Origin of the sequence: Geobacillus sp. JS12 (assembly GCF_001592395.1) — a bacterium.
Lineage (GTDB): Bacteria > Bacillota > Bacilli > Bacillales > Anoxybacillaceae > Geobacillus > Geobacillus zalihae.
On the sequence record NZ_CP014749.1, the window covers coordinates 1074724 to 1095509 of the forward strand.

The window sequence follows — 20786 nt, forward strand, 5'->3', positions numbered from 1 at the left end:
ATAAAAAAATGGAAGTAGCGTGGAGGGTAAGAAAATGAAACGCATTCCGAAAGATGTTGTCGCGACGTTTTCGATCGTCGCGTTTGACCCGGCGACCGGGGAGCTTGGCATCGCTGTTCAATCGAAATTTTTAGGCGTTGGTGCGGTTGTTCCGTGGGCGAAAGCGGGCGTCGGAGCGGTGGCGACGCAGTCGTACGCCAACACGTCATACGGACCGCGCGGCCTCGAATGGATGGCAAAAGGGAAATCGGCGCAAGAAGCGCTTGAGTTGCTCGTTGCCGATGACAGTGAGCGCGATTTGCGCCAAGTCGGCATCGTGGATGCGAAAGGACGGGCGGCGACGTTCACCGGGAAAAAATGTTACCCGTGGGCCGGGGGCATCACCGGGCCGAACTATGCGGCTCAAGGCAATATTTTAGCAGGCGAGGAAACGGTGCTGGCAATGGGAAGGGCGTTTGAGCAGACAAAAGGTCCGCTCGCCGAGCGATTGCTAAAGGCGCTTCAAGCTGGTCAGGCAGCGGGGGGCGACCGCCGCGGGCAACAGTCGGCCGCCTTGCTTGTCGTGAAAGAAGGAGGGGGATATGGCGGCTACAATGACCGCTATATCGATTTGCGCGTCGATGATCACCCGCGGCCGATCGAGGAGCTTATTCGCTTGTATCAGTTGCGCCAGCTTTACTTTGAGAAACCGCGTCCCGAAAAAGTGGCAGCGATTGAAGGAACGGTAAAGGAAGAGACGGCTGCCCATCTAGTCCGCCTCGGCTACTTGCCGAAAGAGCGCGCCGCGGACAGCGAGGCGCTTTACGAGGCGCTGACAGCGTATATACATACAGAAAACTTTGAGGAACGCGAGCTGGAAAAAGGGAAAATCGATCTTGACGTGCTCGCGTATATGAAACAGCAGCCGTCGCCGCAGGGGGAAAAATAAAAAAGGCCGCTGCATTGTAGGTCGGGCGGATGAATGGCGTTATGTGAAAAGCGAAGGTGTCCCAAAAGGAGCGGGACACCTTTTCCTATGACCGCATATATGCAAACAACGATTTATGCGGTGTTTCGGTTCAGGAGAAACAGCCCTTTCGGCCAGCCCTTGTTTGGACAGCGGCCGTTTAGGAGGCGAGCGGCGCACGCCCGCTGTCATGTCTGCGCCAAACGGCCCGCAGGCGAAAGCTGAGAAACAGAGCACCTGCTGCCAATCCGGCGATCAGGCCGATCCAATAGCCGAACGCTCCGGCGGCAGTCAAGAGAGCGAGGGCGCAGCCAAGCGGAAGGCCGACGCCCCAATAGGCGAGAAGAGCGGACCAAAAAACGGCGTTCACCTCTTTATAGCCCCGCAGCGCTCCTTGGATGGGAGCGGCGATGGCATCGGAAACTTGAAAGAAGATCGCATAGAGCAAAAACTTCTCCGTCAACGCCGCCACTGTCGGATCGTTTGTATACAGCCGGGCGACATGGCTGCGGAAGGCGAAAAGGAACAGTGCTGCTGCAGCGGCGACCGCCAAGGCGAGGGTGATGCCGATCAGGCAATATTGTTTGGCCGCTTCATAACGGTTGGCCCCGGCTTCAACGCCCACGGCGATCGTCAGCGCCATCGATAAGCTGAGCGGAATCATATACAACAGGGAAGCGAAGTTGAGGGCGCTTTGATGGGCAGCGACTGTTTCGGCGCCAAACCGGCCGACAAGCAGCGTCACCGCAGCGAAAATGCTCGTTTCAAAAAAGATGGCCGATCCGATCGGCACCCCGGTTTTCAGCAGCTCTTTCCATGCGGCCCATGACGGACGGTAAAAACGGGCGAGCACGCGATAGGGAGACAAACGGCGAAATTTCACAGCGGCAAAGGCAGCGGCTGCGAAGCAGTATGCGTACGTGATCGCTGTCGCATAGCCGGTGCCGATGCCGCCAAGGCGCGGAAACCCGCCATGCCCGTAAATCAACAGCCAGTTGAACAGCATATTGACCGGCAAGGCGGTGAGCGTAATCCACATCGTCACGTTCGTTTGCCCAAGCGCATCGATGAAATAGCGGAGCACAGAATAAAGAAACAGCGGGATGATCCCAAACGACAAGGCGCGCAAATAATGAAAGGCGATATGCCGAACGTTTTCGTCCAAAGACATTTGTTTCAAGATCAACGGCACAGAAGCGGCGCCGGCCATGACAATGGCAACAGCAAGCGCGACAGCCAAGTAGAGCGCCTGGGTGACGGCGCGGGCGATCGAGTCATGCCGTCCGGCGCCGAAATGGTGTGAGACGATCGGGGACAAGGCGAGCAAAATGCCGCCGACGCCGGTAAACACCGGCACCCATAAGCTGGAGCCGATCGCGACGCCGGCAAGATCTTCGGCGCTCGCGTGGCCGGACATGGCAACATCGACAAAGTTCATGGCATATTGGCCCGTTTGCGAAACAAAAATGGGAAGAAACAAGGCGAACAGGCGCCGCCATTTGCCGTTGAGCGGAGCGGGCGTAGTCATAATGGTTCCCCCTTTTTCATGATAAAACGACACATTGTTCTAAATCATCAACCTCATCGCTTCCGAAGCCGGGATGGCTTCCCTCTTCGGAAGCAATTTACAGCGAAAGAAACGGCGGTTGGCTGCAAAGCGGAAATTCGATCAAAAAACAAGTGCCGCGTGCATCGCTTTGCACTTTCATCGTTCCTTGGTGCAGCTCGACGATTTTTTTTGACAATGAAAGGCCAAGTCCGGTCCCTGTTTCTTTCGTCGAGAAAAACGGGTCGAAAATATGTTCGATGACTGATGACGAGATGCCGGGCCCATCGTCGCAGAAGCGAAGCTGGACGATATGGTTCACTTTCCGGCTGCTCACCGTGACATTCATCGTTTTCGCCACTTTTGCTTCCACGGCGTTGCGAAATAAGTTTAAAAACACTTGCAAAAGCTGGCTGCGGTCGCCGTTCATTTCGTAATCGTCCAGTTGTTCGTCGAGGTCAAAATGGACGTTCACACTGTGCAGCAACGCCTCGCTCTGCAGCAGAACGCCGACATCGTCGCGCAAAAAACGGTGCAGCCGGAACGTTTCCATCTTCACGTCCGCCGGCTTGGCGATGTTTAAAAAGTCGGTGATGATGCCGTTTGCCCGGTCAAGCTCAGGAATGAGCAGGCGTTCGACGAGCGAGGCGATCCGGTCTGGCAGCTCGGTTTTGAGCAGCTGCAAATAGCCGCGCACCGTCGTCAGCGGATTGCGGATTTCATGGGCGATGCCGGCGGCGATGCGGCCGGCGACGGCGAGCTTTTCCGTTTCTTTCATCATGTTGAGCGATTGAAACATGCTAATGACCCGTTTGACTGAACCGTCATCGTTGTAAATAAAGCGGGTGTTGACGATGCCGTAAAAACGGTCGAGCACTTCGTAATTGTAAAGCGGCTCGCCTTTTTCAAGCGATTCGAGCGTCGCGATCAGCTCATCAGGGAGCTTCAGCAGCTCGCGAATATGTTTGCCGATGATGGCGTCGCGATCCACGCCGGTGTCAACAGCCGCCTGCAAATTGCAAAGCGTGATGATCCCTTGAGCGTCGACAAAGACGATATGGTGTGGAACAAGATCGAGCAACGGCGTCAAAAAGGCTTCCACTTTTTCAAACGGTACGTCGTGATACAAGTCAATATCCCACTGCCATTTGGCTTCCTTTTCAAGGGACGGTGGAATGGTGCGAAGGTGCGGCCGGACGTCGCCGCGCTTTTTTTCGATGGCGATTCCACTTTCGTAATCGGCAAAGGTGAACGGAAACGGAAGCGTTTCGATGAGCCGCTCATAAGCGCGCAGCTTTCGTTCGAGCTCTTCGATTTGCGATTGTACGAGTCGATCGTTCATCTCTTCAAACTCCTTAGCTGCACATTTCGTTTTTCATTTTACAAAAACCGCCCTCCGTCGGCTATGGCGGACATCGCATCGATCCGACGGGAGGACGAAACGAATCGAAGCAACCGGGCGGTGCGGGCAGGAGCCGTCAATCGATGCCTGCCGTTTCCACGCGGGAAAGGAACTGGCTAAGCGCCTCAAGAGACGGAAAAGCAGCTTGCCCCTGCCGCTCGTTGCCGCCCCTTTGCCGCCAAACAGGGCGGCTTGTTCTTTCAGCCAGTTCCCTGCATGGAGCAAGGAAGACGGTGCTTTGGCGATCACGGCGCGCCAATCGGGTGTGGAGGCGAGCAGCGCGGTTTTGCCATAACGGTCGGCGATCAGACGGGCGATCATTTGCAGTTCTTTTGCCCCATATTGGTCGTAACGGCCAATCACTGCACGTCCTGATTCGGCGGCGGCCCGTTCGGCTTCGACGGCAAAGACGATTGCCTCGTATTGGCGCAGCCGTTTTTCCCATTCTTTTTTCTCTTGTTCCCATTTTGCGATCACGTCGAGCAGCTGATCGCGGCTTGTCCCGAACCGACCTGCTGCCGCCTGCACGACGCGGTGGGTTTGCTGGTAGTCGGCAAGCGCCCGGCCGCCGCAAAGAAAGGAAAGACGCGTCATGCCGCGATGGCGCTCTGCTTTCAGCAATTTGATCACGCCGATTTCGCCCGTGCGTTTCACATGGGTGCCGCAGCACGCCGACAAATCGATCCCTTTCATCTCGACAACACGGACAGAACCTTGGACATCGGGACGCTTGCGAAACGGCATCCGTTCTGCTTCTTCCGGCGTCACCCAATACGTCTCGACCGGGAGATTCGCGTAAATGAGTTCGTTGGCCCGGTTTTCCACTGCCAGCATGTCTGCTTCCGTCAGCGCACCCGCCGTGATGTCGATTGTGACGACCTCGCGCCCAAGGTGAAAACCGACTGTTTCGGCGCCGAGCTGTTCAACGAGTACAGCGGATAATACATGTTGGCCGCTATGCTGTTGTGTATGATCGCGGCGCCGTTTCCTATCAAGGACGCATGAAACGGCGCCCATTCCCGGGTGGGCAGGAAGGCGGTGATACACTTCCCCGTTTTCGTCAAACACATCGAGCACCGGCAAGCCGGCGATCGTGCCGGCGTCAGACGGTTGGCCACCGCCTTCCGGGTAAAACGCTGTTTCCGCCAAGGTGACAATGTATGTTTCGCCGTCTTGGCGGACGCTTGTCACCGTTGTCGTCCACACGTCAACATCCGGCGCCGTATAGTACAACTTTTTCGTCACAACCGTTTCATCCTTTCGTCTTCCGAATGCTTTTCTTTCATATTAGCAAATTCCCTCGCGTTTGCCTATCGCCGATCTTTTTGGCCGCTTTTTCCCGTTGGCAATTGGCCAAATCTATAGAACAATGTTCTAAATAAACAATATTCACAAAAGAAAAAGAACAGACCGTAGACAGCTCTTCCCCTAGAAACACTCTGATGTTTTGGGACAAGTCCAACGTTCAAACGGTTTGACAAAGGAAGCGGGTTGCAGCGATGTTTGTTGAACATGATTTTATGCAACAAAACTATATGCTAAAAATAATCCAAAACCAACTAAAGAAAAGCAACATTTGTCGGTGATGAAATGTTTTGTATATAATAAAGCGGGGTGAACAAGAACCGGTCGCCCGATCGGAAAGGGTGGTTTGATGATGTTGACGTTAACAGACATTGAACAAGCGCGAGCGAAAATGAAAGGCATCGTCCACCAAACGCCGCTTGAGCATTCGCAGACGTTCAGCCGGCTGTCCGGCAATGACGTGTATATGAAACTGGAAAATTTGCAAAAAACAGGTTCGTTTAAGGTAAGAGGCTCATTCAATAAAATTATGTCGCTCACGGAAGAAGAAAGGGCGCGAGGCGTCATCGCCGCCTCGGCCGGCAACCACGCCCAAGGGGTCGCCTACGCAAGCGGCATGCTCGGCATTCCTTGCACGATTGTCATGCCGAAAGGGGCGCCGCTCAGCAAAATTGAAGCGACGAAAAGCTACGGGGCGGAAGTCGTGCTGTACGGCGATGTGTTTGACGAGTCTTTGGAATATGCATTAGAGTTGCAACGTGAACGGGGGATGACATTTGTTCATCCGTTTGACGACTTGGCGGTGATGGCCGGCCAAGGGACGATCGGCTTAGAGCTGATCGAGCAGCTTCCCGATGTGGACGTCGTCCTTTGCCCGGTCGGCGGCGGCGGGTTGCTTGCTGGGGTGGCGTTTACGTTAAAACAGCTGAAGCCATCGGTGGAAGTGTACGGCGTTGAGTCATCGGCTTGCCCAGGCATGACGGCGGCCATACGCCATAAACAGCCCGTCTCCATTGCCGCATCGAATACGATCGCCGATGGGATTGCCGTGAAAAAGCCGGGCAATATTACGTACCAATACATTGAGCAATACGTCGATGGCGTTGTGTGCGTAGAAGAGGCGGAAATTTCACGGACGATGCTGTATGTGCTCGAGCGGAACAAGCTGTTGATCGAAGGGGCGGCCGCTTGTCCGTTGGCGGCATTGTTGTATCAAAAGCTGCCGTTTCGCGGCAAAAAAGTCGCCGCCATTTTAAGCGGCGGCAACGTCGATGTGACGCTCATTTCCCGCATCATCGAGCGGGGGCTCGTCGAAGCGGGCCGGTTTGTGACGTTTACAACGGTCATCTCCGACAAGCCGGGCCAGTTGAACAAACTGCTTCGCATTATCGCCGAGCTCGAGGCGAATGTCATGTCGATCCACCATCAGCGCATCGGCGCCAAAGTGCTGCCAGGTCAGGCGGAAATTCACTTTTCGCTCGAGACGAAAAACGAAGACCATATTCAGCAAATCTACCAAGTGTTGTTGAAAGAAGGCTATGATGTACAGTTTTACCGATGAGCGCGCGATGGGAAAACGGTTTGTGTTTCGCCACTGTCTGTTAAGCAAACAGTGGAAAAGCCGTCTTCGAAATCATGTTCACAGGGCTGCCAAATGAATACGAAACCATCATTTGCCCAACATAGCGGCTGTTCCTTATGACATGGGGGACAGCCGTTTTGTTTTGTCAATGCACGCGCGGCGCATCTTGCGGCCGCGTCGCGCCGAGGCCTTCGCGGGCCATTTTCGCTTTCAAGCTTTCCAGGACATACAAACCGAACATGCCAAGCAGCTCTTCATCGGTCATTTCGTCGATCAGCTTGAGCACATCGCGGCGGCTAAGTTCATCCAAAATCGACATCGCCACCGCTTCGGCATCTTCTTCATCCCCGGTCAGTCGGTCTTTGTAATAGTCGTACAGATCGTCAATAAACTTCATCGGCATCGTCGCCTCGCTTTTTTGAGAGCGGGCTTCCTCCTTTCTTTGCAGTTGGCCGATGCAGACTTAGGGGCATCGGCAGTCCTCTCGGTTTGACGCCACAAATGCCATTGGCAACAGGGATGATTCATAGTATAATGGAAAAAATATCATTCGAAAAGCGGGGGAATTCTATGATTCGCCGGTTAACGGCCGAAGACGATCAACAAGTATTTTCGTTTTTGCGGCAAGATCCGTCGTTCAATTTATTCATCATCGGCGATATTGAGTCGTTTGGCTATGACGCCGATTTCCAAGACGTTTGGGGGCAGTTTGACGATGCTGGCTCGCTGAAGGCGGTGCTGCTCCGTTATTACGATTCCTACATTCCGTATGCGCCCGGCGATTTTGATGCCGATGGCTTTGCTCGTCTCATCCGCGAGACAGCCCAATCATCGTCCATCCAGCTGTCTGGCAAGGCGGACATTGCCAGGCAGTTCGAAGAGCGGCTGCCGCTTGGGACGAAGCGAACGCTTTACTTCTGCGAGTGTCGGACGGATGAGTACACCCGCCAAGAAATGGGGGCGTTCGCCGTCAAAAAAGCCGAGTTGGCCGATGTCGACCGGATTCTTGAGTTGCGGCGCCGCATTCCCGAATTTGACACGAGGCCGGCGGCGCGAGACATGCTGGTGAAAGGGATGGAAACGAATTCAGCGAGAACGTACTACATTGAACAAGATGGCCGCATGGTGGCCGCGGCATCGACGTCGGCGGAAAACTCATTGTCGGCGATGATCGTCGGCGTCTGCACGGATCAAGAGCACCGGGGGAAAGGGTATGCGAGCGCGATCGTCGCCAAGCTCGTTTGTGACCTGCTCCACGAAGGGAAGATGCCATGCTTGTTTTACGACAACCCGTCCGCTGGCCGCATCTACCACCGCCTTGGTTTTCGCGATATCGGGCTATGGGCGATGTACGGCTAGAGACAAACTTGAAAAGAGGCAGAACGGCGCCCGCTTGTGCGCCTGACGGCGAAAAGGGCTTGCTTCCACAATGGAAGCAAGCCGGCGTTTATTGCCCGTCGGCGCCGTTCGGCGTGACGCGGCGAATGTGCTCCCCGCCGTGCTCCCGCATCGCTTTTGCCTTGTCGTTGACAAGCTGCTTTTGGTCCACGATGGAAGAAGGTGTTTGTTTTTTGTTCGCCATATGGAATCACCTCAATGGAGACGATTTCGCGCGCTGAATGAACATGTCCGCATCTTCGATCAGCCCGCAGACGCCGCATTGGACGCGGTAGCTCGGGCCGCGGTATGGGAGATGGAACGGTTCGAGCGCTTCGTTTGTGTATTCGTGCTCAATGTCGCCGGTGTGCGGATCGAGCTTGACCGCACGCGGGTGCTGCTCAATGAGATGAAACCGCGTCCGGTTCGTTTTGCAGTTTGGGCATAGCATCGGTTCCAATCGAAGCCACCTCCATCTTTATCATTTGAAAACATGGCGGCCATTATGTATCGGCAGGCCCTGTACGACCGTGTTGGGCATGAGAAGCAATGGTTGACAATCATGGTGCAGTTCGGGTATGGTAAAGGCAAAACAAAAAAATATTTCACTTTTTCAGAAAATAGTGTAATATAAATGGCAAAGGGGATTTTCTATGGCTGACAAACCGCTCAGAGACCGCATTATCGATACGGCGCTTCATTTGTTTGAGAAATACGGCTACCACGGCGTGACGGTCGACCGCATCGTTGCCGAAAGCGACACATCCAAAGGCGGTTTTTACCATAATTTTAAATCCAAAGATGAGCTTTTGTATCATATCCATGACGTCTTTATCACGTATGCGCTGACGAAAGCGCAGGAGGCGTATGAAAGCTGTTCGACACCGACCGAGCGCTTGTACGCCATCGTGCAGTCGTTTGTCAAAGTGTTTCATTTGTATAAACCACACATCACTGTGTTTTACCAGGAAAGCACGTACTTAAAGCCGGAATACGCTGAACCGATCAATGAAAAGCGCGAAGAGTTCAAGCAAATCATTTTTCGAGTCATTCGCGAGGGGATTGAAGCCGGGGAATTTCGTCCGGAGCTGTCGGTGGAGATTACTGGCATGTCCATTATCGGCATGGTCAACTGGACATACAAATGGTACAATCCGGATGGTCCGCTGTCCATTGAGGAGATCGCGGCGTATTTTGCCGATTTCATTTTGCATGCGGTGCTCCGCACACCAGAAAACCCAGCGGCGGCGCGGTTTTTGTTGCGGCCGGCCGCCGAATAAGTTGTTGATCGTATACAGACCAACTAGTCGGTTTTGGAAATGCTTCAAAAATCAAAACCGTTTACACTCGTTTCCTTACCGAAACCGACTAGTCGGTTCAAATGATAGAACATTTTCTATGGGGGAGAGGGAGAACATGGATTTTTCATTGACGAAAGAACAACAAATGATTAAAGAAATGGTTCGCGACTTTGCTGAGAAGGAAATTGCCCATACGCGGCGAAATGGGATGAAGAGGCGCATTTTCCGCTCGATGTCTTCCGCAAAATGGGCGAGTTGGGGTTGTTGGGCCTGCCGTTTCCGGAAAAGTACGGCGGCGCTGGGGGCGATACGATTTCGTACGCCATCGCCGTTGAGGAAATCGGCCGCGCCTGCGGCGGCACCGGGTTGAGCTATGCGGCCGCTGTGTCACTTGGGGCGAGTCCCATTTATTACTTTGGAACAGAGGAGCAGAAACAAAAATGGCTTGTGCCGATGGCGAAAGGCGAGACGCTTGGCGCTTTTGGGCTCACGGAGCCGAACGCCGGATCGGACGCCGGCGGCACGCGCACGACCGCGGTGCTCGATGGCGATGAATATGTCATCAACGGCGAAAAATGTTGGATCACAAACGCCCAATACGCGCGGCAAGTCATTGTCACAGCTGTGACGGGCAAAGATGCGCGCGGCAAAAACATCATCACCGCTCTCATCGTGCCAACGGACTCCCCAGGATTTACGATTCGTTCGAATTACGACAAAATGGGCGTGCGCGCGTCCAATACGTGCGAGCTTGTCTTTGAGAACGTCCGCGTGCCGAAAGAAAACGTCTTAGGCGACCCGCAAAAAGGGTTTAAACAGTTTTTGTACACGCTTGATGGCGGGCGCATCTCGATCGCCGCGCTGGCGGTCGGCATTGCGCAAGCGGCGTTTGAGAAAGCGCTTCAATACGCAAAAGAGCGCGTCCAGTTCGGTCAGTCGATTTCCAAGTTTCAAGCCATTCAATTTAAACTGGCTGATATGGCGATGGAAATTGAGCTTGCCCGCAATATGGTGTACAAGGCGGCGTGGTTGAAAGACAAAGGGAAACCGTTTACAAAAGAAGCATCGTTCGCCAAACTGTTCGCCTCGGAAATGGGGTTCCGCGTCTGCAACCAAGCGATTCAAATTCACGGCGGATACGGCTATATGAAAGAGTACGGCGTTGAGCGCCATTTGCGGGATATCAAGCTCATGGAAATCGGCGAAGGCACATCGGAAATTCAGCGTCTCGTCATCGCCCGCCAACTCGGATGCTAAAGGCGGAAATGTGTGCATATGTATGAAAATGAATTTGGACAAAGGGGAGGAGACGGTCGATGCTGACGGTGACGATCGGGAAGTTATTGGAGGAGCGCGCCAGGCAATACGCGGATCATGAAGCGGTTGTGTACGCCGACCGCGGCTTGCGTCTGACGTATCGGCAGTTTAACGACTATTGCCGGCTTGTCGCGCGCGGATTGATGCGGCTTGGCATCGAAAAAGGGGAGCATATCGCCATTTGGGCGACGAACGTTCCGGAATGGATCGCCTGCCAATTTGCGACCGGCAAAATGGGAGCCGTCCTCGTGACGGTCAATACGAACTACCGCGCGGCGGAGCTTGAGTATTTGCTTCGGCAGTCCGACTCGACAACACTGTTTTTGATCGAGCAATACCGCGATTCATCGTACATTGACATTTTGTACGATGTCGTGCCGGAGCTGCGCACGGCTGAGCCGGGGAAGCTCCAGTCGAAGCGGTTGCCGAAGTTGAAAAATGTCGTCTTGCTGGGCGAGAAGCGCTATCCAGGCATGTTCACCTGGAACGACATCTTGGCGATGGCGCATGACGTATCGGAAGAAGAACTCGATGAACGGATGGAGAGCCTCGACCCGCACGATGTGATCAACATGCAATACACGTCCGGGACGACTGGATTCCCGAAAGGGGTGATGTTGACGCATTACAACATCGTCAACAACGCCCACCAAGTCGCGCAATGCATGGGGCTTGGCGAAGGCGATCGATTGTGCATTCCGGTGCCGTTTTTCCATTGTTTCGGCTGCGTCATGAGCACGCTTGCATGCGTGACGGTCGGGGCGACGATGGTGCCTGTGCAGGAGTTTCATCCGAAGCGGGTGCTGGAGATGGTCGAGGCGGAGCGGTGCACGGCGCTTCACGGCGTGCCGACGATGTTCATCGCCGAGCTCAACGACCCGGATTTTGCCAAATACGATTTGTCATCGCTGCGCACGGGCATTATGGCTGGCTCCCCTTGCCCGGTCGAAGTGATGAAGGCGGTCATCGAGAAAATGGGGATGAAAGACATTACCATCGCCTACGGGCAGACCGAAGCGTCCCCAGTCATCACGCAAACGCGCACCGACGATCCGCTTGAGCTGCGTGTCGAAACGGTTGGCCGCGCCTTGCCGGGCGTCGAGGTGAAAATCGTCGAGCCGGGAACGAACAAGGAAGTGCCGCCCGGTGTGCAAGGGGAGCTGTGCACGCGCGGCTATCATGTCATGAAAGGATATTACAACAATTCGGAAGCGACGCGCGAAGCGATCGATGAAGACGGCTGGCTCCATACCGGCGACTTGGCGGTGATGGATGAAAACGGTTACTGCCGCATTACCGGCCGGCTGAAAGATATGATCATCCGCGGCGGCGAAAACATTTATCCGCGTGAAATCGAAGAGTTTTTATACAAACATCCGAAAATTTTGGACGTCCAAGTCGTTGGCGTGCCAGATGAAGTATACGGGGAAGAAGTGATGGCGTGGATCATCTTAAAAGACGGCGAAACGGCGACCGCTGAGGAAATTCGCGAGTTTTGCCGCGGCCACATTTCCCGTCATAAAATCCCGCGCTACATTGAGTTTACTGATTCGTACCCGATGACGGCGTCCGGGAAAATTCAAAAATTTAAACTGCGGGAAATGGCGAAACAGCGCCTCGGCTTAACAACGTAAGTCTAAACCGCCGCGCCGGGAGGACGAACCGTCCGGCGCCGGCACCTGTACTTTTAAGAAAGGGTGAAACGATGTTTTCGAAAGTGTTGATTGCCAACCGCGGCGAAATCGCCGTCCGCATCATCCGCACGTGCCGACGTCTCGGCATTCAAACGGTTGCCATTTATTCCGAAGCAGACGCCGATTCGCTCCACGTCTCGCTCGCGGATGAGGCGTATTTGATCGGCAAGCCGCGCGTCGCGGAAAGCTATTTAAATATTGAAAAAATCATAGAGGTTGCCAAAACGGCGAAAGCGGAGGCGATCCATCCCGGCTACGGGCTGTTGTCGGAAAATCCAGCGTTTGCCCGCCGCTGCGAGGAAGAAGGAATCGTCTTCATCGGTCCGAAGGCGGACGTCATCGCGGCGATGGGCAGCAAAATCGAAGCGCGGCGGACGATAGAACAAGCCGGCGTGCCGATCGTCCCGGGCGTCTCCTTTGCGCTTGATGGCGCTGATGAGGCGGCCAAAGCGGCGGCTTCGATTGGGTATCCAGTCATGCTGAAGGCGTCAGCCGGCGGCGGCGGCATCGGCATGCATATCGCCCGTGATGAAGCCGAGCTGCGCCAGGCGTTTGAAGGAAGCCAAAAACGGGCCGCTTCGTTTTTCGGCGACGGGACGATGTATATCGAAAAATATATCGATCGCCCGCGCCATATTGAAATTCAGCTGCTCGCTGATTCCTACGGCAACTGCGTCTACTTGTGGGAGCGCGAGTGTTCGATCCAGCGCCGCCATCAAAAGGTGGTCGAAGAGGCGCCGTCGCCGTTTTTGGATGAAGAGACGCGGCGGAAGATGGGGGAGGCGGCGGTGCGGGCTGCGCGTTACATCGGTTATGCAAATGCCGGTACCATTGAATTTCTCGTCGATGAACAGAAAAATTTTTATTTTCTTGAGATGAACACTCGGCTGCAAGTCGAGCACCCGGTGACAGAAGAAATCACCGGCATCGACATTGTCGAAGAGCAGCTGCGCATCGCCGCCGGCGAGCCGCTCCGCTATAAACAAGAAGAGATTCGCCGCGACGGTCACGCCATTGAAGTGCGCATTTATGCCGAAGATCCGAACACGTTTTACCCGTCGCCCGGCCGCATTACGGTGTTTTCCGCCCCACAAGGCGAATGGATTCGTCATGAAACGGCGGTTCAAAGCGGCATCACGGTCACGCCGTTTTATGATCCGATGATCGCGAAATTGATCGCCAAAGGGCCGGATCGGCAAACGGCGATTGAACGCTTGCTCGAAGCGCTTCGAGACTATCGCGTTGAAGGGATTAAAACGAACATTCCGCTGCTTGAGGCCGTGTTGTCCCATCCGGCGTTTCAAGCGGGGGATACGACGACCGATTTCCTTTCGAAGCATTGGAAGCCAGCAAAAGCAAAATGAAGCAGAAACGGAGGAAGACACGATGACCCAAGTAACGGCAACAATGGCTGGAAGTGTATGGAAATTGTTGGTGGCTGTCGGGGATCATGTAGAAGAAAGCCAAGATGTCATCATTTTAGAATCGATGAAAATGGAGATTCCGATTGCGGCTGAGGCGTCCGGCGTCGTGAAGCACATCCACGTGCAGGAAGGAGATTTCGTGAACGAAGGCGACGTGCTTGTCGAGATTGAATAAAGGGGGAGCAGAGCATGAGCCGATGGCCGGCGAAGGTGACGATCAAAGAAGTCGGCCCGCGCGACGGCCTGCAAAACGAAGCAGCGCCGATCGCGACCGCCGATAAAATCGCGTGGATCAACTTATTGTCCGAAACGGGGCTGTCGTACATTGAGGTGACTTCCTTCGTCCATCCGAAATGGATCCCGCAGCTCGCCGATGCCGCTGAGGTCGCAGCCGGCATCGGCCGAAAAGCCGGCGTCACGTATGCGGCGCTCGTGCCGAACGAAAGAGGGCTTGAGCGGGCGTTGGCCGCGGGGATTGACGAAGTCGGCGTCTTTATGTCAGCGAGCGAAACGCACAACCAAAAAAATATTAACAAAACGATCGCTGCCACATTTCCGGTGCTGGAAGCGGTCGTGCAAACGGCAAAACAAGCAGGCAAAACGGTGCGCGGCTACGTTTCCACCGTCTTTGGCTGCCCGTATGAAGGGGCAGTTGCCGTCGATCAAGTGCTGATGGTGGCGGATCGGTTGTTGGCGATGGGGGTTGACGAACTGTCGCTTGGCGATACGATCGGCGTCGCGACGCCCAAGCAAGTGGAGGACGTGCTTGCTGAGGTGCTTCGCCGCTTTCCGGCCGGACGGATTGCCATGCATTTCCATGATACAAGAGGAACGGCGCTTGCCAACATTTTGGTGTCGATGGAGATGGGCATTACGACGTTTGACAGCTCGCTTGGCGGCCTTGGCGGCTGTCCGTACGCTCCCGGAGCGTCGGGAAACGTCGCCACTGATGATTTAGTATATATGCTTCACGGCATGGGGATTGAAACCGGCATCGATGTCGAGCAGCTGACGAAAGCGGCTTTGTTTATCCGCGATAAAATCGGCCGCCCGCTTCCGAGCCGGTATTTGCAAACGATTGGCTGAAAGGAGAGAATGCGATGGGGACGTTCGTGCTGCATGAACGGCAGGAAAACGGCATTGTCATTGTGACATTAAACCGCCCGGAAGCAGCCAACGCGCTTTCTAGAGCGCTTTTGTTGGAGCTTGGTGCGCTTTTGCAAGAAATCAAATTTCAAAAAGACGTGCGCGTCGTCATTTTGACCGGGGCCGGAGACAAAGTGTTTTGCGCCGGAGCCGATTTGAAAGAGCGGGCAGGGATGAACGAAACCGAAGTCCGTCAGGCCGTCGCTTTAATCAGCAAAACGATCAACGAGGTCGAGAAAGTGCCGCAGCCGGTCATTGCCGCGTTAAACGGCTCGGCCTTTGGCGGTGGGTTGGAGCTTGCCTTGGCTTGCGACATCCGGTTTGCTGCCGACGATATCCAGCTTGGGTTGACGGAAACGTCGCTTGGCATTATTCCGGGAGCGGGGGGGACGCAGCGGCTGCCGCGCCTTGTCGGCATCGGAAAAGCGAAAGAATTGATCTTTGCCGCAAAGCGCATCACCGCCGAAGAGGCCGAGCGAATCGGCCTTGTCGAATACGCGGTGCCGCGCGCCGAGCTCATGGATCGGGCGCTTGAATTGGCGCGGCAAATCGCCGACAATGCCCCGATTGCCGTCCGCCAGGCGAAACGGGCGATCCAAAGCGTATTCAACGTTGATTTGGAGACGGGCCTCGCGATCGAGCAGCTCGCTTATGAGGCGACGATCCCAACGAAAGACCGGTTGGAAGGCTTGCAGGCGTTTAAAGAAAAGCGGAAGCCGGTGTACAAAGGGGAGTAAGCCTGCGCTTGGGCAGGATGAGGCTGTTTGGATAAGGAAAAAGCCGCACGGAGCGCTTGTTCTGCACCGACATTGGCACGACAGCCAAAAACGGCCCCAACCGTGCTCCCGGCCGAACACGCGGGATGGAACAGCAAGATCTATCAAAACAAGGAGGGGAAACAAAGAGATGAAGGAAACAGCCAATCAGCAAGACACGCTCGCAGCGGAGCTGGAGAAAAGAGCGGCTGAGATCAAGAAAGGCGGGGCGCCAAAATACCATGAAAAAAACGCAGCCCAAGGGAAGCTGTTTGTCCGTGACCGGCTGAACTTATTGCTGGATGACGGCTTGGAAGTGGAAGACGGATTGTTTGCCAACTGTTTGGCGGGCGATTTGCCGGCTGACGGGGTGGTGACCGGCATCGGCAAAATCCATGGCCGCACCGTCTGCGTGATGGCGAACGATTCGACGGTCAAAGCTGGCTCGTGGGGAGCGCGCACCGTCGAAAAAATCATCCGCATTCAAGAGACAGCGGAAAAACTGCGCTGCCCGATCATTTATTTGGTGGACTCGGCCGGCGCACGCATTACGGACCAACTCGAAATGTTTCCCGGCCGGCGCGGGGCAGGGCGCATTTTTTACAATGAGGTGAAGCTGTCCGGCAAAGTGCCGCAAGTGTGCCTGTTGTTTGGCCCGTCAGCAGCCGGCGGCGCTTATATTCCGGCGTTTTGCGACATCGTCATCATGGTCGAGGGCAACGCCTCGATGTACTTGGGCTCGCCGCGCATGGCGGAAATGGTGATTGGGGAAAAAGTGACGCTCGAAGAGATGGGCGGCGCCCGCATGCATTGCACCGTCTCCGGCTGCGGCGACGTGCTCGTGAAAACCGAAGAAGAAGCGATTGCCTATGCGCGTCGTTATTTATCGTATTTTCCATCCCACTATGGCGAAAAGCCGCCGGTGGCCGAAGCGAAACCGCCGAAGTCATTTGATAAGACGATTGAGGATATTTTGCCGGAAAACCAAAACGCACCGTTCAACATGTATGATTTGATTGAGCGGATCATTGACGAAGGATCGTTTTGCGAAATCAAAAAACTGTTTGCGCCGGAAATCATTACGGGACTGGCGCGCCTTAACGGCCAGCCGATCGGCATCATCGCCAACCAGCCGCGCGTCAAAGGCGGTGTCTTGTTCCACGATTCGGCTGATAAAGCGGCGAAATTCATCACGCTTTGCGACGCGTTCCATATCCCGCTTCTGTTTTTGGCCGACGTCCCTGGCTTTATGATCGGCACGAAGGTCGAGCGGGCCGGCATCATCCGCCATGGGGCGAAAATGATCGCCGCCATGTCGGAAGCCACCGTACCGAAGATCTCGGTCATCGTCCGCAAAGCGTACGGCGCCGGGTTGTATGCCATGGCCGGCCCGGCGTTTGAACCGGACTGCTGCCTCGCGCTTCCAAACGCGCAAATCGCCGTCATGGGGCCGGAGGCGGCCGTTAACGCCGTTTATGCGAACAAAATCGCCGAGCTGCCGCCGGAAGAGCGGCCGGCGTTTGTCGAACAAAAACGCGAGGAATACCGGCGCGACATCGATATCTACCGGCTCGCTTCTGAATTGGTCGTTGATGGCATCGTCGCGCCGAACGACTTGCGCCACGAACTCATCCGGCGGTTTGCCGCGTATATGTCCAAATATATGGTCTTTTCCGATCGGAAACACGGGGTGTATCCGGTTTGAAAAAACTGGATAAACGTCCCCTTGTCAAACGAAGAAAGATTGTGTATGATAATAATCACCAATCCGCTGCTGCGTTGTGCGTTGTAGAATGAAGTTTCAACCGATGGCAATCAAAAGGGAGTTCTACATTGAAGCGGGAATGTCATGCCCCTTATTCGTCTGCGGGGACGACAGGAACGCTTCTGCGAACACCCACCTGGTGGAGCGTGGTTGAGAAACTGCATTCAGCTGACGGCAACCGCGGCGCGGATTCATGAATGAGAAGCGGGCAAAAGAGTCCAATTGGATGCCAAACATCCAGTTGGACTCTTTTTGTTGCGTATGTTTTCGCCAAGACAATGAAACAATATAGTTGATTTTCCTCGTTTTCATGCTATAATCATATTTCGTGCAGAAATAATTCGCATTGAAACTATTCCAACAAGAAAGATGAAGCAAGGAGGGGGATGAATGGAAGGAATCAGCCGGGACATCATGTACGCCGTCTTCCGGACGCAAAAGGCGCTTTACCGCCTCATCCGCGAGGACGCGGCTCGCGTCGGAGTGACGGAGGTGCAGCTGATCGTCTTGTATACGCTGTTGAAAAAAGAACATATTCGCCTGAATGACTTGGCGGAAAAATTAAATTTAAGCAACAGCAACGTCAGCGGCACGGTCGATCGGCTCGTCGGCGCCGGCCTTGTTGTCCGCGAGCCGTCGAAGCAAGATCGGCGCGCGGTCATTTTGAGTTTGACGGAAAAAGGAAAAGAGACAGTGTCGGAAGCGTTTGGCGAGCAGTCGGTGCTGCGCCGGCGGCTTCGCCGCATTCAAGAACTCGTCTCTCCAGAGGAGATTGAACAGTTTTTGCATCTTCATGAAAAAATTAAAGCGATTTTACTCGGGGAGGAATAGACAGTGAACGTGAAACGATTGGTGGCGCTGAACATCATTGTGCTCATTTTGCTTGTCGGCGGCGGCTTTGCCGCTTACTACTATGTGAACGAAGCGACGAATTACATTAAAACAGACAACGCCCGCATCGACGGCCAGGTCATCTCGGTTGCGGCGCCGCTGTCCGGAAAACTGACATCCTGGCGGGGCGACACGGGAAAAACGTTCTCAGCCGGGGAAGAAATCGGTGAGGTGTTTGACGGCAAAACGACGGTGCCGGTGACGGTGCCTCATCGGATGACCATCGTGCAGCAAAACGCGGTCAAAGACTCGTTTGTCGCCGCGGGGACGCCGCTTGCCCGAGGGTTTGATTTGAACGATTTGTGGGTGACGGCGAACATTGAAGAGACCGATATTGAAGACGTAAAAGTGGGGCAAGACGTCGATATTTATGTCGATGCGTATCCGGACCGCAAATTCAGCGGCAAAGTCGAAAAGATTGGCAATGCGACAGCGAATACGTTCAGCCTGCTGCCGAGCTCCAATGCGACCGGCAACTACACGAAAGTGACCCAAGTGATTCCGGTCACGATTTCCATTGACAATTACAGCGGAGCCGGACTTGTGCCGGGCATGAACGTCACCGTCCGCATCCATAAGTAGGTGATGGGACATGACAACATTTGTCATTGGTTATATTGTGTTTGCCGTTTTGGTTTTGGCGGCGGTCAACATCGCGCTGCGCCGCCGCAAACCGGCTTCAGCTGCAGGGAAGGCGGTGGATGAAGCGACGGAAGCCAACGCTCAACCGTTAGCGGAAACGAAAGCAGAGCCAGCGGCAGAAACGGATGGGCGCCCGGCCGCTCCAGCCGGGCAAGGCGGCCTCGGGGATATCGGCAGCCGCGGAAAAGTTGTGGCGACGGTCATGCTGGGCGCGTTTGTCGCCATTTTGAATCAAACGTTGATCAACGTCGCCTTGCCGCATATGATGCAAGATTTCAACGTGGAAACGTCGACGATTCAATGGCTCGTGACAGGATATATGCTCGTCAACGGGGTGCTCATCCCGATCAGCCCGTTTTTAATCGCGAAGTTTCCAGCGAAACGGCTGTTTTTGTCTGGCATGTCGTTTTTCGCCATCGGCGCGTTTGTTTGCTCGATCGCTCCAACCTTTGCCGTCATGCTCGCAGGGCGGCTGACGCAGGCGGTCGGGGCCGGCATCATCATGCAGCTGATGATGGTCATTATGCTGTCGATTTTCCCGCCGGAACGCCGCGGAGTGGCCATGGGGACGGTCGGAATCGCCATGATGTTCGCGCCGGCGATCGGGCCGACGTTATCCGGATGGCTTGTCGAACATTATACATGGCGGCTGTTGTTTTACGTCGTTTTGCCGATCGCGATTGTAGACATTGTGCTTGCCTCCGCCTGGCTGAAACATACGCCGCGCAAGGGCAATCCGGTGCTGGACGTGCAAGGGGCGGTCTACTCCACGATCGGGTTTGGCGGCGTTCTGTATGGCTTCAGCGAAGCCGGCAGCAAAGGATGGGGCGAGACGGAAGTCGTTGTGTCGCTTATCATCGGCGTCTTGTTCTTGATCATGTTCACATGGCGTTCGCTCCGCTCGGAGCATCCGGTGCTCAATTTCCGTGTGTTCCGCTACCCAGTGTTTACGTTGGCGACCGTCATCGGATCGGTCATCAATATGGCGATGTTTGCAGCGATGGTGTTGCTGCCGGTGTATTTGCAAAACTTGCGCGGCTTTACGCCGCTTGATGCCGGTTTGCTGTTGCTGCCGGGAGCGATTGTGATGGCGATCATGTCGCCGATTTCGGGCTGGGTGTTTGACCGCATCGGCGCGCGGGCGCTGGCGATCGTCGGCTTGATCATCACCGCGGTCACGACGTGGGAATTCAGCAAGCTGACCATGGATACGCCGTACAGCCAGTTAATTTGGCTTTATATTTTCCGCATGTTCGGCATGTCGATGCTCGGAATGCCGATTATGACGGAAGGGTTGAACGCCTTGCCGCGCCATTTGTACAGCCACGGCACGGCGATGTCGAATACGATTCGTCAAGTGGCGGCTTCGCTCGGGACGGCGTTTTTGGTGACGATCATGTCCAACCGGGCGAAATTCCATGTGGAAATGTACCGAAATGAGATGACGGAAAACAATCCGTTTTTCATGAGCCTTGTCGGCCAACTGAAACAGGCCATCCCAAGCGATGAGGCGATCGCTCAGCTGTTGTATGGACTTGTGCAGCAACGGTCAACGGTCGAGGGGATCAACGATGCCTTTTTCGTCGCCACCGGCTTGACGGTATTGGCGTTAATGATGGCGTTTTTCTTAAAGGGAAAAAAGCATAAATCGCCATCAGCGTAAACAAAGGAAGCGGCGCAGAAGCCGCTTCTT

The 20786-nt window shown here is 54.8% G+C and carries 19 protein-coding genes, 1 other RNA gene and 1 pseudogene; 15 read left to right on the forward strand and 6 right to left on the reverse strand.

Annotated features, from left to right (window positions below; all coding sequences use genetic code 11):
- Positions 1 to 34: 34 nt before the first annotated feature.
- Positions 35 to 928: a DUF1028 domain-containing protein gene (locus A0V43_RS05280; RefSeq protein WP_063192558.1), complete on the forward strand. Its 894-nt coding sequence runs from the start codon at positions 35 to 37 to the stop codon at positions 926 to 928.
- 178 nt (positions 929 to 1106) lie between these two features.
- On the opposite strand, the gene A0V43_RS05285 is transcribed toward A0V43_RS05280, so the two are convergent.
- From A0V43_RS05285 to A0V43_RS05295, 3 genes are all read right to left on the reverse strand, one after another.
- Positions 1107 to 2474: an MATE family efflux transporter gene (locus A0V43_RS05285; RefSeq protein ID WP_063192559.1), complete on the reverse strand. Its 1368-nt coding sequence runs from the start codon at positions 2472 to 2474 to the stop codon at positions 1107 to 1109.
- Positions 2475 to 2571: 97 nt separating this feature from the next.
- Entirely contained in the window at positions 2572 to 3834 is a 1263-nt protein-coding gene (locus tag A0V43_RS05290) for a two-component system sensor histidine kinase NtrB (protein ID WP_063192560.1), read from the reverse strand.
- A 33-nt stretch (positions 3835 to 3867) separates the two neighbouring features.
- Entirely contained in the window at positions 3868 to 5139 is a 1272-nt protein-coding gene (locus tag A0V43_RS05295) for an alanyl-tRNA editing protein (RefSeq protein ID WP_236930937.1), read from the reverse strand.
- Positions 5140 to 5551: 412 nt separating this feature from the next.
- Here A0V43_RS05295 and ilvA point away from each other — a divergent pair, with 412 nt between their 5' ends.
- Positions 5552 to 6760 (forward strand): threonine ammonia-lyase, encoded by a 1209-nt coding sequence (gene ilvA, locus A0V43_RS05300; RefSeq protein ID WP_063193813.1) that lies wholly within the window; start codon positions 5552 to 5554, stop codon positions 6758 to 6760.
- Positions 6761 to 6926: 166 nt separating this feature from the next.
- Here ilvA and A0V43_RS05305 read toward each other — a convergent pair whose 3' ends face one another.
- Positions 6927 to 7184, reverse strand: coding sequence for a DUF6154 family protein (locus A0V43_RS05305; RefSeq protein WP_063192561.1), 258 nt, complete (start codon positions 7182 to 7184; stop codon positions 6927 to 6929).
- A 167-nt stretch (positions 7185 to 7351) separates the two neighbouring features.
- On the opposite strand from A0V43_RS05305, the gene A0V43_RS05310 reads away from it, so the two are divergent.
- Positions 7352 to 8140, forward strand: a complete 789-nt coding sequence (locus A0V43_RS05310; RefSeq protein WP_063192562.1) for a GNAT family N-acetyltransferase — start codon at positions 7352 to 7354, stop codon at positions 8138 to 8140.
- A gap of 88 nt (positions 8141 to 8228) precedes the next feature.
- Here the strand turns inward: A0V43_RS05310 and A0V43_RS20785 are convergent, their stop codons facing one another.
- Entirely contained in the window at positions 8229 to 8363 is a 135-nt protein-coding gene (locus tag A0V43_RS20785) for a hypothetical protein (RefSeq protein WP_013523686.1), read from the reverse strand.
- Positions 8364 to 8369: 6 nt separating this feature from the next.
- Positions 8370 to 8618, reverse strand: a complete 249-nt coding sequence (locus A0V43_RS05315; protein ID WP_013145420.1) for a hypothetical protein — start codon at positions 8616 to 8618, stop codon at positions 8370 to 8372.
- A 193-nt stretch (positions 8619 to 8811) separates the two neighbouring features.
- Here A0V43_RS05315 and A0V43_RS05320 point away from each other — a divergent pair, with 193 nt between their 5' ends.
- From A0V43_RS05320 to A0V43_RS05375, 12 genes and pseudogenes are all read left to right on the forward strand, one after another.
- Positions 8812 to 9438: a TetR/AcrR family transcriptional regulator gene (locus A0V43_RS05320; protein ID WP_063192563.1), complete on the forward strand. Its 627-nt coding sequence runs from the start codon at positions 8812 to 8814 to the stop codon at positions 9436 to 9438.
- Between the two features lie 136 nt (positions 9439 to 9574).
- Positions 9575 to 10716 (forward strand): annotated as a pseudogene (locus A0V43_RS05325) (acyl-CoA dehydrogenase).
- A 59-nt stretch (positions 10717 to 10775) separates the two neighbouring features.
- Positions 10776 to 12410: an AMP-binding protein gene (locus tag A0V43_RS05330; protein ID WP_063192564.1), complete on the forward strand. Its 1635-nt coding sequence runs from the start codon at positions 10776 to 10778 to the stop codon at positions 12408 to 12410.
- A gap of 71 nt (positions 12411 to 12481) precedes the next feature.
- Positions 12482 to 13834, forward strand: coding sequence for an acetyl-CoA carboxylase biotin carboxylase subunit (gene accC / locus A0V43_RS05335; protein ID WP_063192565.1), 1353 nt, complete (start codon positions 12482 to 12484; stop codon positions 13832 to 13834).
- Positions 13835 to 13856: 22 nt separating this feature from the next.
- Positions 13857 to 14069, forward strand: coding sequence for an acetyl-CoA carboxylase biotin carboxyl carrier protein subunit (locus tag A0V43_RS05340; protein WP_063192566.1), 213 nt, complete (start codon positions 13857 to 13859; stop codon positions 14067 to 14069).
- A 14-nt stretch (positions 14070 to 14083) separates the two neighbouring features.
- Positions 14084 to 14980 carry a hydroxymethylglutaryl-CoA lyase gene (locus tag A0V43_RS05345; RefSeq protein ID WP_063192567.1) on the forward strand — a complete coding sequence of 299 codons (897 nt, stop codon included), beginning with the start codon at positions 14084 to 14086 and terminating at the stop codon, positions 14978 to 14980.
- A 14-nt stretch (positions 14981 to 14994) separates the two neighbouring features.
- Positions 14995 to 15777, forward strand: a complete 783-nt coding sequence (locus A0V43_RS05350) for an enoyl-CoA hydratase (protein ID WP_063192568.1) — start codon at positions 14995 to 14997, stop codon at positions 15775 to 15777.
- A 169-nt stretch (positions 15778 to 15946) separates the two neighbouring features.
- Positions 15947 to 17500 (forward strand): acyl-CoA carboxylase subunit beta, encoded by a 1554-nt coding sequence (locus tag A0V43_RS05355; protein WP_063192569.1) that lies wholly within the window; start codon positions 15947 to 15949, stop codon positions 17498 to 17500.
- A 62-nt stretch (positions 17501 to 17562) separates the two neighbouring features.
- Positions 17563 to 17751, forward strand: a non-coding RNA gene (gene ssrS / locus A0V43_RS05360) — 6S RNA.
- 199 nt (positions 17752 to 17950) lie between these two features.
- The gene (locus tag A0V43_RS05365) at positions 17951 to 18391 is read left to right on the forward strand and encodes a MarR family winged helix-turn-helix transcriptional regulator (protein WP_033025304.1); all 441 of its coding nucleotides are present in this window, start codon (positions 17951 to 17953) and stop codon (positions 18389 to 18391) included.
- A gap of 3 nt (positions 18392 to 18394) precedes the next feature.
- The gene (locus A0V43_RS05370) at positions 18395 to 19033 is read left to right on the forward strand and encodes an HlyD family secretion protein (RefSeq protein WP_033012202.1); all 639 of its coding nucleotides are present in this window, start codon (positions 18395 to 18397) and stop codon (positions 19031 to 19033) included.
- 10 nt (positions 19034 to 19043) lie between these two features.
- On the forward strand, positions 19044 to 20756 hold the full coding sequence (locus A0V43_RS05375) for a DHA2 family efflux MFS transporter permease subunit (protein WP_063192570.1): 1713 nt from the start codon (positions 19044 to 19046) through the stop codon (positions 20754 to 20756).
- Positions 20757 to 20786 lie beyond the last annotated feature (30 nt).